Genomic DNA, 12,887 nt, shown 5'->3' with positions numbered 1-12,887 from the left:
TTAATCGCCCCCATTGCGGGACGGAGGGACAGGTCCCTCGTCCCGCACTTCGTTTGAATTCTGCAAGTGACTATTCAATAAATCCTCCACATAAGTAAGATGATAAAGCATCGCTTCACGTGCCTTTGCCTTATCAGTAGCTCTAATCGCATCGTATATAGCAGCATGCTGCGCTGCAACATCGGATGATAACCTTTTATCTGACAGAATGATACGGTGACAATCGATCATCCCTTTTTTAATCGTTGCTGAAACCGCTTCCATAAGATCAATTAAAATATCATTGCTGCACGCTGCCGCAATAGCCTGATGAAACTGATAGTCTGCTTCCCACCCTTTGACTGCTTCAGCTTTTGATAATTCATCAAGCTCATGTTTCATTGTATCCAGCTGACCAGATGAGGCGTTAACTGCAGCCATCTCAACAATGCCGACCTCTAGTATTTTTCGAACCTGATAAAGCTTGGTAATATCACCTTTTTGAAGCAGCACATCGGGAAGCAAGTTAGTGGTGTCCATATGGCAAACAAACGTGCCCTCGCCATGCCGCACGTCGACAAGACCTTTTCCCTTCAGCGTTGTCAACGCATCACGCACGGCTGAGCGACCTACCTTAAACATGTCACATAATTCCCTTACGGACGGCAGCTTCTCTTTTGGCTCAACATCACCAGAACGGATCCATCCCTCAATTTGTTCAACGACAATCTCAGACTTCCCAGCGATTCTCCGAACATGAAGCACACGAATCCCCCCTCATTTGGGACAGAGGATCGGCGGGACTGAGGTGGACTGAATGGGACAGAGGGACAGGTCCCCTGACCCGCTCTGTCGCCACCACATCGGTAATAGATTTAAGGAAGTCCAACCTTCTCCCTGTCCACTTATCAGATATCCGATAACTTTACCCAATTAAACCACTGAACCCGCCATAAGTCAACGTACTATTTCAAAGAATCAGAAAATTTATGATAATATTTGCCAATCTGGGATAACTTAGATTGCCGCTGCATAGAATAATAGATTAGGAGTGAGGGTTGGGCGGGGTGGCGGTGGGACGCGGGGACAGGCCCCCCGTCCCGCGCACACCTCTACACGCCCACATCCAACTTCAGTTTCACCCCTGGGACAAGGAACCTGTCCCCACTGTCCCTTTTGCTTGTAAGCGGCGGCGGTGGAGGATTGGTTCTGTGTAGCCGCTTGGTTGTGCTTTTCCTTTGAATACTAGGTCACAGGCTGCTTGGAATGCTATGGAGTTGTCGAAGTTTGGCGCCATTGGACGATAGGAGACATCGCCAGCATTTTGTTCGTCGACAACTTTCGCCATTCGTTTCAGTGTGTCTAGTGTTTGTTCTTTGGTACAAATATCATGGTGCAGCCAATTTGCAATCATTTGGCTTGAGATTCGCAATGTTGCGCGGTCTTCCATGAGCCCGACATTATTAATATCCGGAACTTTTGAACAGCCGATTCCCTGTTCCACCCAGCGCACCACGTAACCCAGCAAGGTTTGGGCACTGTTATCAAGTTCCTCCTGAATTTCCTCAGGCGACCAGTTTGGATTGGCTACAACCGGAATCTGCAGAACCTCATCGCGGTAATCCTTACTTTCTTTCGCTAGTTGCTCCTGGACTTTTCCTACATCAACCGCATGGTAGTGCAGTGCGTGCAGGGTTGCTGCCGTCGGTGACGGAACCCAGGCCGTGTTGCCACCTGCCTGTACATGGCCGATTTTTTGCTCAAGCATTGCGGCCATCAAATCAGGCATTGCCCACATTCCCTTCCCGATTTGTGCTTTACCTTTCAGTCCAGTATCCAGACCAACACTCACATTATTTTTCTCATAGGCATTCAGCCAGGTTGATGACTTCATTTCACCTTTACGAATCATCGGACCAGCTTCCATTGATGTATGAATCTCATCACCTGTTCGGTCTAAAAATCCAGTATTAATGAAAACAATGCGCTCTTTCACTTCATTGATACAGTTTTTCAGGTTCAGGCTGGTACGGCGCTCTTCATCCATGACCCCAATTTTCAGTGTGTTGCGCGTCATATCAAGCATATCCTCGACACGGTTAAACAGTTCATTCGCAAACGCAGCCTCTTTCGAACCGTGCATTTTCGGCTTTACGATATAAACGGAACCTGTTTTGGAATTTTGGTAAATACCTTTTCCAAGCAGACCATGTTTGGCCATTAGGCTGGTGAACACACCGTCCATGATTCCTTCAGGCACTTCTTCACCGTTTTCGTCGAGTATGGCGCTGTTCGTCATTAAGTGACCCACGTTACGGACAAACATCAGCACACGGCCAGGCAGGGCAACCGTCCCACCACTTGGATCTATATATGTTCGGTCAGGGTTTAATGTACGCTTTACCTCTTTTCCATTTTTGGTAAAAACCGACGTCAATTCTCCGCGGTTCAAACCAAGCCAATTGCGGTAGATAAGTGTTTTATCTTCGGCATCTACTGCAGCAACTGAGTCCTCACAGTCCATGATGCTTGAGGTCGCGGACTCTAAGTAAACATCTTTCACACCTGCTGGATCGGTTTTTCCAATCGGATGATTGCCGTCGATTTGAATTTCCAGATGCAATCCATTATTTTTCAAAAGAACAGCATCCGGCGCTTCTGCCTGCCCTTGGTATCCGACTAATTTAGCAGCATCTGCCAGTCCGGTAGTTTCTCCATTCTGAAGTGTAATTTCTAATGTGCCGTTCACGATTGCATAGGTTGTTGCTTCCGTATGTGAGGATCTTTGAAGCGGTACATGATCATCGAGAAATTTTTTCGCAAAGGCAATAACTTTGTCGCCGCGGACAGGATTATAGGCATCTTTTTTTCCGGCACCACCTTCCTCGCTGATTACATCTGTTCCGTATAATGCATCATAAAGCGAGCCCCACCGTGCGTTGGCTGCATTGATGGCATAGCGCGCATTATCAATCGGCACAACTAACTGCGGCCCGGCCTGTACGGTAATGACATCGTCAACATTTTCTGTTGTAATCGCAAAGTCATCCACCTCAGGTTCAAGGTAGCCGATTTCTTGTAAAAATGCTTTGTATGCGGCAAAGTCAAATTTGTTTTCTTTATGCCATGCATCTATTTGCTGTTGAATTTCATCACGATTTTTAAGTAAGGCTTTATTTTTCGGGGCTAAATCAGTGACAAGCGTTCCAAAGTCGGCCCAAAATGTGTCCTGGTCAAGACCTGTGTCCGGAAGTGCTTCTGCATTCACAAAATCATAAAGCTCTCTTGCTACCTGAAGATTGCCCGTTTTCACATAATCCGTCATCCATCATTCCTCCCTTTCTACCTATTATTCTATTACAGGCGAGGGTAGAAACAAAAATACAAGTTTTGCATGCACGCTATTCCTTTTGGCTATACCTTGCACTATAATAGGAATAATACACGGGGAAGGGGTGCTTCACATGGACATCAGACAGATTGAATATTTTGCGGAAGTTGCCAAGCAGTCGAACTTCACCAAAGCAGCCTCGGTTCTGCATATTTCACAGCCATCGTTAAGCAAAACCATTAAGAACCTTGAGGACGAGCTTGGTGCACCACTATTTTATCGGGGAGCCAACCAATTGGATCTGACGGATGCCGGCAAAGCATTGCTGGTCAATGCGAAAACTGTGCTCCATGCTTTTGAAAACTTAACATCCGAATTGAACGATGTGATTGATTTAAAAAAAGGGGAAATTAAAATTGGGATTCCACCGATTATCGGTGCCGCGTTTTTTTCTAAATTAATTAGTACATACAAGGAAGCCTACCCAGCCATTGAAATGCTGTTAACAGAGGTTGGCAGCAACACCATTAAAAACGGAGTTGCCGAAGGGGCCCTTGACATCGGTTTAGTCTGTAATGTGCCCGTCAAGCAAGGAAACTTTGAAACAATTAAACTGGTAAAAGATCCACTGATGCTGATTGTGCACAACGACAGCCTCTTAGCCACAAAGGGAGCCATTGAATTCCTCGATATTAAGGATGAGCCATTTATCCTATACCGACGTGATTTCTCCCTGCATGACCGGATTATCGAGGCATGTGAGGAACATGGGTTTTATCCCAATGTTGTCTGTGAAAGTTCACAAAAAGATTTTATGGTAGAAATGGTCGAAGCAAAATTGGGAGTCGCCCTATTACCGAGCAAAATTTGCCAGCAGATAAACAACGGGAACATTACAGCTATTCCTTTTGCCAAACCCGTCGTCAACCTTGAACTAGGCATGATCTGGCGCAAAAACAAATACCTCCCCTTCGCCGTCCGTGAATTCATCAGCATGTCCAGGGACGCGTGACTGCTGCGGGACGGTGGGACAGGTCCCGCGTCCCAGTGACTGTTTGGCGATGGAAGTCCCTTTTCGGGCTCCGACTGAATCGGCGGGACGAGGGACCTGTCCCTCCGTCCCTACTCAACTACTAGATACACTGCTTTGACTGGGCCGTGCACGCCTACTACGATGTCCATTTCGATGTCGGCGCTGTTGCTGGGGCCGGAAATGAAATTGATGCAGGTTGCAATGTCCTTGCCGGCTTCCACTTGCTTGTGAACTTCATGTGCAGCCTGCGTCATCCGTGGTACAATCGATGATTTTGGCACGATTGCAATATAGGTAATCGGCAGCAGGCTGACGGACCGCGCGATATCCTTATCATTGAATTGGACAATTGTACCTGACTCAGCAAGACCGATGTCACCGAAGAAAATGCCGATATTAGCCGCATTCGCTTTTTCAATATTTTCAGCACCAAGCGCCGTATCCCAGCGATGTGTGTGATTCGTATCAAGGACATCGTTAAGCCCGTATGCAGCAAATCGGTCATCGTTCGTTGCAACGATAGACTCGCCACCATACGCATCCACAACTTTTTGCAGTGTTTCCGCAAGGTTTGCCCGGTCTGTTTCTACCACATGCGCATCTTTGGCTTGACTGCTTTGCCGAAAAATAGCTAACAAATCATCAGGGGAATCATTTTTGTAGACCTCCCATTGCGGCTGATGCTGCCACCTTGGAAGAGTAACATCCTTCCTGCGTTCACGTCCAAGCTTTCCGGCGATTTCATTTAAAAAAACATCCTTATTATGAATCGTTCCTTTGGCCATGATTACTTCCTCCCCCTTTTATGTTCCTTAAACCAGCTTCTGAAGTTATCCTTGCCCGGTGCTGGAAATTCGCGGATGGCGGTCCATGGCTTCATTGGTCCAGGTCCATTTGAAATACTTCCATCTTTTACGAATGGCTTTAAAAACGTTGGCGCACCTTTAACAGCTATTTGAAATAGGGAAGGGGTGCTTGCCCCAATGCCAAATGCTTTCATGGACAGCTTTTCGCCAGCTTTCGGTTTGCCCTGCTCGGCGACATAATTTTCCCGGTGTCTGATCAATTGCTCATGAAGCGGAATTTTTACCGGACAGGCTTCAGTACAAGCTGCACAAAGACTGGATGCATATGGCAGTTCCCCGTATTCCTCATAACCACCCAGAATCGGTGACAGCACCGCTCCAATTGGCCCTTGATAAATCGAACCATAGGCATGCCCGCCAATTTGTCGGTAAACCGGACAAACATTCACACAGGCTGCGCACCGGATGCAATGAAGCGCTGATTGAAATTCAGTCCCTAATGCATTCGAACGACCCGCATCCAGAATCACGAGGTGAAATTCTTTCGGCGCATCCACACAATCTTCTTCCACGCCTGGAGTTAAGTTGGTCACATACGTGGTAATTTTTTGTCCGACGGCACTTCTGCTCAGCAAATTGATTAAAACGTCAAGTTCGTCCCATGTCGGCACAAGCCGCTCCATCCCCATCACGGTAATCTGCGTATCCGGGTAGGAAGTAACCATATTCGCATTCCCTTCGTTCGTGGCCAGTGAAATCGATCCGGACTCAGCAACGGCGAAGTTACACCCGGTAATCCCGATATCGGCCTCAAGAAATACATCACGCAGCTGACTTCTGGCAAAGGCTGTCAGCTCACTCGGCTCCTCTGTCCCAGTGTAGCCCGCTTTCGATTTAAAAGTGTCGCGAATCTGTTCTTTATTTTTATGCAGTGAGGGAACGACGATATGGGAAGGCCGATCGGTATCATCCACCTGCAATATATATTCCGCAAGATCGGTCTCATGGACGTGACAGCCAACATCTTCAAGTGCCTCATTCAGGCCAATTTCCTCGGTAACCATCGACTTCGATTTCGTCACATGTTTCGCATCTTTTTTCCTTGCTACTTCCTGAATATAGCGGTTAGCATCCTCAGCCGTTTTGGCAAAATATACATGTCCGCCTTTCGCGGCAAAATTCTCACTTAATTGATCCAAATAGTAATCAAGGTTTTCTAACGTATGCCGACGAATTTCTTCCCCGGCACTGCGCCATTCTTCCCAATCACCAATCTCGTCGTCCCGTTCGGTCGCATCCAGTTTCTTATCACGTAACCTATCTTGAGCGGAAGCCATCGCGTTTCGCATAAAGTCATTTTCCAAGGCATCATCTACCCTGTCAAAAAATGGCTTCTCTCCAATTTTCATTGCCATCTTAACTACCTCCTTAAGCACGTGAATTTAATATTTGAGCAATATGTTTCACTTCAATTGGCTTTCCCTTACGATCAATCCGACCCTTAATGTTCATTAGACATCCGCCATCCGCCGCAATCAGAACATCGGCCGTGGACTCTTCCACATGTCTGACCTTTTCATCGACCATCTGCTCCGAAATTGGAACCATTTTAACGGCAAACGTACCTCCAAAGCCACAGCAATCATAGCTGTTTTCCAGCGGAAGCAATTCAAGTCCCTTTACATTTTCCAACAGTTTAAAAGGTGCCTCTTTCTCCTTAAGCAACCGCATCATGTGACAGGAGGTGTGGTAAGTGGCACGCGCTGTGTATGCTGCACCAACATCCTCAACTCCCAGAACATTGACGATAAACTGAGTGAATTCATATGTTCTATCGGCAACAGCCTGGGCTCTGTCCTGCCATTCTTTATCCTCTTTAAACATGCCAGGGTACTCCTTGAACATTCCTGCACAGGACCCCGACGGAGTAACAATATATTCCGAGTCCTCAAAACTGGCAATCATCTGCTTTGCTGCCTTTTGTGCATCCTTGCGATACCCACTATTGTATGCGGGCTGGCCACAACAGATCTGCCCCTTGGGCAAATCAACCTCACAACCAAGCCGCTCCAGAACCTCAACCACATCCTTCGCCACATCCTGATAAAACAATTCACCAAGACACGTAACAAACAAAGAAACCTTCATCATAAATCACCCTTTCCTAGCTGGGACATGTGCGGGACATGGGGACAGGTCCCTTGTCCCAGTACGCTTGGGACAGGCTTTCCGTCCCTATCTACCTGGCGGGACGCGGGACCTGTCCCTACGTCCCACAAATAACAGGTCATCATACCTTTAGTTTTAAAAAATTCTACTTTATACTTTATTCATTTGTATAGTCCAAGTATTCGGATAGTACGCCTTCCACTCCAAGCAGATGGTCAAGCATATGTTTTTGCGCTTTCTCAGATTGTCCTGATTGTATCGCATCAAAAATCAGCTGATGCTCCTTGTATAAAGTGGTCATCCCTTCTTCTGAATACAATAATAGTCTTCTCGTTTCCCGCATCGATTCGACCATAATATCTGAGACACTGCTCATTAGATTAATTAACATCTGGTTATGTGTCGCATTGGCAATTGCTAAATGAAAATCCAAATCCGCTTTCTCGCCGACCTCGCCTTCTCCATTAGCATCCTGCATGGCTTGTAACGCCTGTTTCATTGGCAGCAAATCTTCGGCATAGTGGTTCATGCTGGCTGATCCAGCCGCACCTACTTCGAGTATTTTACGCACTTCCGACAATTCCTTGATATCTTCCCGTTTCATTAAAAGCGCTGTGGCTACTGGCAGGGAGAACTTGGATGGATCAAATAAGGTGATAAATGTTCCTTCACCCTGCCGCATCTCGACCAGTCCCATTGCCCGCAATCCGCTTAGGGCTTCTCTAATTGCTGAGCGACCCACACTAAAGTTTTTAGCCAATTGTTCAACAGAATCTAATTTATCCCCCGGTTCAAATTGGCCGGTCCGGAGCATTTCCAAAAGCGAATCTGTTACTTCTTCATATATTTTTCTAGCCTTAATCGGTTTATAACCCACAAATACCCCTCCCCCTCAAACTCATCCTTTATTCTAATCATAATAGAAACCATTAGAATTTGAAAGAGCGGTGGGACGGAGGGACAGGTTGAGGTTACTGAAAAAGTGGTGGATATTAGCAATTTAACTTTTCAACTTTACCTAGCATCTTGAATATACCGAGACTCCTGCGGGAAGTGAGAGATCGGCGAGACCCCGCAGGACGACAGTCCGAGGAGACTCGACACTCGCCCGCGGAAAGCGAGGTATATTCAAGGTGCGTCGATAGATCCACTTATTTTGTATTATAGTTTACTTTTTCAGTGACCTCGGCAGGTTCCTAGTCCCCGGGGACAAGGAACCTGTCCCTCCGTCCCGCTAGATAAATGTCAGTAGGATAAATCCTCCAATTCCGGCTAATAATCCGTATAGCAGTGCTGGGATTAATGTTTTTCGAATGATGGATCCTTCTTCTCCAGACAATCCAACGACTGCGGATGCTGCGACAACATTATGAACACAAATCATATTACCGGCAGCACCACCGATAACTTGCAGGGCCAGGACAATGTTCGTATCAATCCCCGTCTGATCCGCGATACTATATTGAATCGGCGAAAATGTCAGGGTCGACACCGTATCACTTCCCGTTATGAATGCCCCAAGCTCGCCTAAAAACGGTGCAACAAAAATCCACATTGAACCGAATGTGCCCGCAAGCGCCTGTGCAATATACTGCGGCATGCTTACAAGATCTTCCACATTCATACCGGAATTGGTGAACACCTGCACCAAGGCAAGTGTAGATATTAATGCCAAACCAGCATTTTTAATTGAAAGCAGTGACTCCTTCGACGCTTTCGCAAAATTGGTAAAAGACTTACGCTGAATAAGGATTGCCAGTAGTGCTGCAATAATTAATACGGTACCTGGCGAATATAAAATCTCCCATTTTGAAGTAATCCCTTCCACCCCGAGGATATTATTCCAAGTAAAATCAATAGCCGTCAAGGTGAACTCTTTTATCTGCGGAATGATCCGTGTAATCAATAAAAGCCCAACTACTACAACGTATGGCGACCATGCCGTTATCAGCCCCATTTTTGACTTTTCCACTTTTAACTCGTGACCGTCTTGTAAAGCATCTTTCCACTCTGTTTTCGGCAATAGCCATCCTTTTTTTGCCGTCCATGCAGCAACGACAAGCCCTGTTAGAGATGCCAAAATAGCAACAAAACCAGGTCCAAATAATACGGCAAAAAGAAGAGACGACGCGGTATATGTAATTCCGACTACTAAAGCCCATGGCAACAATGGAAATGCATCCTTTATTCCTTTCCCTTTTCCGAAAAAAAACGTCAGGATAACGATGAGCACGAACGGAATGAATGTACCCGCAATCAAATCAATTGTTGCTATATGTACACCAACATCATGGAATAGTTCTGGTCCAGCACCTGGAATATTACTCAGCCCTACCTGAATTGGCGTCCCGACTGCTCCATAGGAAACAGCAGAACTATCGGCAACTAAAGCAAGGACTGCGGCAGCCATTGGATTGAATCCAAGTGCGACCATCAGTGGACCCGTTACAGCAGCAGGCGTTCCAAAACCAGCAGCCCCTTCTATCAAAGAACCGAATAAAAATGCCACAATCACAACCTGGACGCGCATATCACCTGAGATATTTTGAAATCCCTGGTTGATACGATCAACCGCCCCAGTATGTTTAAGTGTATTCAACAGGACAATTGCCCCAAACAAGATTAATAGAATGGTCAACGCCTTATGGATACCTTGGAAAACAGATGCCAGTACAATATCGCCTTCCATCCCCCAAACTAAAAGCGCCAGTGCAATGACAATAACTGCGCTAAAAAACATTCCCTTTAACGCCGTCATCCTGAAAATCACTAAAAAAATAAACGGTGCAATGATAGCGCTCAATGCTACAAGTAATAACATAGACTTTAATTCTCCCCTCCAGATTGGATAAATGAAGCGTTTTCATCATGGCCATTAAAAAAACAGGTCATCTGATGACCTGTTTTAATTTTATTTTAAATTTTTTATAACGTCAATGATTTTTTTGAAAATAACCTTTATTGAGTAAAAAATGGGATAACGGAAAACAGGATTCACTGCCTGCCAAGGCGGTATGTACAAACCATTCGTATATACTACACATTTCATTGCCCAGTAAGAAAAGCGCAAGCGCCCGTTTAGAAGCAGACGCATAAGCAAGGGACCGTAGAACGCATGGGTTTCGCGTTCGTCGTGTCCATTGCTTATGACGGCAGCTTCTGAGCGCTGGAGCTAGACATGAAAAGCGCAAGCGCCCGTCTAGAAGCAGACGCATAAGCAAGGGACCGTAGAACGCATGGGTTTCGCGTTCGTCGTGTCCATTGCTTATGACGGCAGCTTCTGAGCGCTGGAGCTAGACATGAAAAGCGCAAGCGCCCGTCTAGAAGCAGACGCATAAGCAAGGGACCGTAGAACGCATGGGTTTCGCGTTCGTCGTGTCCATTGCTTATGACGGCAGCTTCTGGGCGCTGGAGCTAGACAGATTTTCGTTTATACTTTCTGATCTTTTTAGAAAAACTCGGAATTCGCCTTGACCTTAATAGTGAATGCCGAAGTTTTGCTTATACTTAATTCCTTTAAATTTTTATACTTCCTTAAGTGTAAAAAAATAGCGAAGCAGCATTTATATCTGCCCGCTACCTTTTCTAATTGCCGTGAATCTTAGCTTCTTTTCCTGAATCTCCCCCCATTATCCCCTGCACAGTCTTCGCAATCTCGAAGTATTCTATCGATTGTGTATATGACAACTTTCCATCGACAGTTCCATTGACAGCACAATCTTTTAACTTTTTCAATTTAATCAGTACGGCTTCCATATCTGAACTGATTATCCCCTGCACTTTAAGAATAGAAATATCCGCGATTGGTGCTTCCTTAACATCCGGCAACTGTTTATTAATTACATCTTCCACCATTGACCAGGACATTGCAATGGAAGCAGATGGGGATATGTTGGCAATTTCCACGATCTCATTTTCTTTTTTGTTAAAACTTTTATCCCCTGAAACATTAAGGTCAAACACAGTTTTAACACTTTCAAGACTCTGTCTCGCCGCCTGCAGACCTTTGGAAAATTCAATTGCAACATTGCTGTACGTTATTCTGTTAATGTTATTAAGTAATTTTTTAAGTGGTTTTCTTAAGATTATGATGATAGCAAGGATCACACTTGGCCACGCAATCGATTTAATTATGGATGAAATGAATTCAAGAGTATTCAAGGTTTAACCCACCTTTTAAATTGGATTCCTTTATTTATTCGACAAAGATGAGAAAATTCCTTTTTAGGGTAAAATTATTATGTGAATCCCCATATCCTGCCTAGATAATTCCCTGCATTCTTAAGATAATTTCGGCGACGATGGCGGATCCAAGGTACGTTCCCAGCAGCACACACATTCCTACCACTATCGTTTTCCAGCCGAGTCTGGCGAAGTCCGCCCAGGAACGGCCGATTGAAATTCCCGCATAGGCAAGAATTGGTGTTGCGATGGCTAGTAGATTAACCTTCGATGTCCAAGCAACAATTTGCTCGGAACCGGGTACGCCCGGAATTGTCAGAACAAATGCCAATATCCCAATGTAAGCGATACTCGGAATTTTTTTGTAACCAATCAATCTATGAATAACTAAGCCAGCCAGACTAATTAAAGCTAGCGTAACAATACCTGGCATCGCCGCAAGTGGCATCACGTCATATCCAATCCAGTTGCCAATCAGAATCATAAATCCTATGATAACAAAGAGCATAACCCACTCCTGAAGACTTTTTAACATGATTACACCACCTTTGAATTTTTTTCAACACGCTTCTCTTTCTTTTTGGTAAAAACTGTATAGAGCTTTTCCGCTAAAGGCAGTCCAATGAAGATACTCGCGTACAATCCTGTAACCGACGTTAGCAGATTACTTGCTCCTGAAAAGGCTGTGATGGTGGCTGCCTTTTCAGGAAAAGCGGCAACGAGTGGCCCGAGAGAAGCAGCTGTCATACTGCCGCTGCCGATTCCTGTTGCCATAGCAAATGAATATGGATGGAGCGGTGTAATGGTTGCCAAAAACCCTGAAGCAAGTCCCATGAATATCGATCCAAAAACGGTTCCAAATATATAGATTGCCATCACGCCGCGCCCTTCCGGTGAAGACAAGCCATATTTATCCGTAATTAATGCCAAATTCGGCTCCCTGCCGATAGAGTGGGTCATCCCGATTGTTTCCCGTTTTAAGCCAAGCAAAAGTGCGATTGGCAGTGCTAAAAAGATAGTGCCTAGATTCCCTAGTTCCTGGAATACCAATGCAAATCCCGCGTCAATTAGCTGCGGTAACGCCGGTCCTGCCTGTACACCAAACTTTGCTATCAGCAATGTCACGGAAATGAAAACAAGTGGTTCCGCGTTGATTGATTGCTTTTTCTTAATCAGCGGAGTAAAAAATAGGCCGATTCCAATGATTACCGCATACAGCATTGGCAGCAACAGAATGACACCTGGGCCAATTGAAATCTCATGTGTTCCAATAAATTCAGTGACGATAACAATCGCAAACACGACTACATGCAACCGCCAATCTTTCCATAAATTAAGTGCCTGTTCAGCCATTCTAGTGCCTCCTTCTAATCAACAGCCCAGCTTC

The 12,887-nt window shown here is 45.5% G+C and carries 11 protein-coding genes; 1 reads left to right on the top strand and 10 read right to left on the bottom strand.

Annotation, left to right across the window (positions count from 1 at the left end; all coding sequences use genetic code 11):
• A complete protein-coding gene (locus CFK37_RS10010; RefSeq protein WP_089061721.1) occupies nucleotides 1–744 on the bottom strand; it encodes a FadR/GntR family transcriptional regulator in 744 nt (247 codons plus the stop codon).
• A gap of 373 nt (nucleotides 745–1,117) precedes the next feature.
• Nucleotides 1,118–3,304, bottom strand: a complete 2,187-nt coding sequence (locus tag CFK37_RS10005; RefSeq protein WP_089061720.1) for a malate synthase G — start codon at nucleotides 3,302–3,304, stop codon at nucleotides 1,118–1,120.
• A 139-nt stretch (nucleotides 3,305–3,443) separates the two neighbouring features.
• Between CFK37_RS10005 and CFK37_RS10000 the strand changes: the two genes are divergently transcribed.
• Nucleotides 3,444–4,322, top strand: a complete 879-nt coding sequence (locus CFK37_RS10000) for a LysR family transcriptional regulator (RefSeq protein WP_089061719.1) — start codon at nucleotides 3,444–3,446, stop codon at nucleotides 4,320–4,322.
• Nucleotides 4,323–4,432: 110 nt separating this feature from the next.
• On the opposite strand, the gene CFK37_RS09995 is transcribed toward CFK37_RS10000, so the two are convergent.
• The 8 genes from CFK37_RS09995 to CFK37_RS09960 form a co-directional block, all read right to left on the bottom strand.
• Complete coding sequence (locus CFK37_RS09995; RefSeq protein WP_089061718.1) at nucleotides 4,433–5,128, bottom strand: LutC/YkgG family protein; 696 nt, start codon at nucleotides 5,126–5,128, stop codon at nucleotides 4,433–4,435.
• A 2-nt stretch (nucleotides 5,129–5,130) separates the two neighbouring features.
• Nucleotides 5,131–6,564, bottom strand: coding sequence for a LutB/LldF family L-lactate oxidation iron-sulfur protein (locus tag CFK37_RS09990; RefSeq protein ID WP_089061717.1), 1,434 nt, complete (start codon nucleotides 6,562–6,564; stop codon nucleotides 5,131–5,133).
• A 13-nt stretch (nucleotides 6,565–6,577) separates the two neighbouring features.
• Nucleotides 6,578–7,297, bottom strand: a complete 720-nt coding sequence (locus CFK37_RS09985; RefSeq protein ID WP_089061716.1) for a (Fe-S)-binding protein — start codon at nucleotides 7,295–7,297, stop codon at nucleotides 6,578–6,580.
• A 178-nt stretch (nucleotides 7,298–7,475) separates the two neighbouring features.
• Nucleotides 7,476–8,195 carry a FadR/GntR family transcriptional regulator gene (locus CFK37_RS09980; RefSeq protein WP_089061715.1) on the bottom strand — a complete coding sequence of 240 codons (720 nt, stop codon included), beginning with the start codon at nucleotides 8,193–8,195 and terminating at the stop codon, nucleotides 7,476–7,478.
• A 357-nt stretch (nucleotides 8,196–8,552) separates the two neighbouring features.
• Complete coding sequence (locus tag CFK37_RS09975) at nucleotides 8,553–10,139, bottom strand: L-lactate permease (RefSeq protein ID WP_089061714.1); 1,587 nt, start codon at nucleotides 10,137–10,139, stop codon at nucleotides 8,553–8,555.
• A 764-nt stretch (nucleotides 10,140–10,903) separates the two neighbouring features.
• Nucleotides 10,904–11,479, bottom strand: a complete 576-nt coding sequence (locus CFK37_RS09970) for a hypothetical protein (protein WP_089061713.1) — start codon at nucleotides 11,477–11,479, stop codon at nucleotides 10,904–10,906.
• Between the two features lie 100 nt (nucleotides 11,480–11,579).
• Nucleotides 11,580–12,035, bottom strand: coding sequence for a hypothetical protein (locus CFK37_RS09965; RefSeq protein ID WP_089061712.1), 456 nt, complete (start codon nucleotides 12,033–12,035; stop codon nucleotides 11,580–11,582).
• A 2-nt stretch (nucleotides 12,036–12,037) separates the two neighbouring features.
• Nucleotides 12,038–12,853, bottom strand: coding sequence for a DUF3100 domain-containing protein (locus tag CFK37_RS09960; protein ID WP_089061711.1), 816 nt, complete (start codon nucleotides 12,851–12,853; stop codon nucleotides 12,038–12,040).
• Nucleotides 12,854–12,887 lie beyond the last annotated feature (34 nt).

Origin of the sequence: Virgibacillus phasianinus (assembly GCF_002216775.1) — a bacterium.
GTDB lineage: Bacteria > Bacillota > Bacilli > Bacillales > Amphibacillaceae > Virgibacillus_F > Virgibacillus_F phasianinus.
The sequence above is the reverse complement of the archived record's forward strand: the minus strand, read 5'-3'. Positions and strand labels throughout refer to the sequence as shown.

What these genes read in the sequence shown, in the direction of transcription:
- CFK37_RS10005 (WP_089061720.1), bottom strand. Translation starts at nt 3,304, where the DNA reads ATGACGGATTATGTGAAAACGGGCAATCTTCAGGTAGCAAGAGAGCTT.
- CFK37_RS10000 (WP_089061719.1), top strand. Translation starts at nt 3,444, where the DNA reads ATGGACATCAGACAGATTGAATATTTTGCGGAAGTTGCCAAGCAGTCG.
- CFK37_RS09995 (WP_089061718.1), bottom strand. Translation starts at nt 5,128, where the DNA reads ATGGCCAAAGGAACGATTCATAATAAGGATGTTTTTTTAAATGAAATC.
- CFK37_RS09990 (WP_089061717.1), bottom strand. Translation starts at nt 6,564, where the DNA reads ATGGCAATGAAAATTGGAGAGAAGCCATTTTTTGACAGGGTAGATGAT.
- CFK37_RS09985 (WP_089061716.1), bottom strand. Translation starts at nt 7,297, where the DNA reads ATGAAGGTTTCTTTGTTTGTTACGTGTCTTGGTGAATTGTTTTATCAG.
- CFK37_RS09975 (WP_089061714.1), bottom strand. Translation starts at nt 10,139, where the DNA reads ATGTTATTACTTGTAGCATTGAGCGCTATCATTGCACCGTTTATTTTT.
- CFK37_RS09965 (WP_089061712.1), bottom strand. Translation starts at nt 12,035, where the DNA reads ATGTTAAAAAGTCTTCAGGAGTGGGTTATGCTCTTTGTTATCATAGGA.
- CFK37_RS09960 (WP_089061711.1), bottom strand. Translation starts at nt 12,853, where the DNA reads ATGGCTGAACAGGCACTTAATTTATGGAAAGATTGGCGGTTGCATGTA.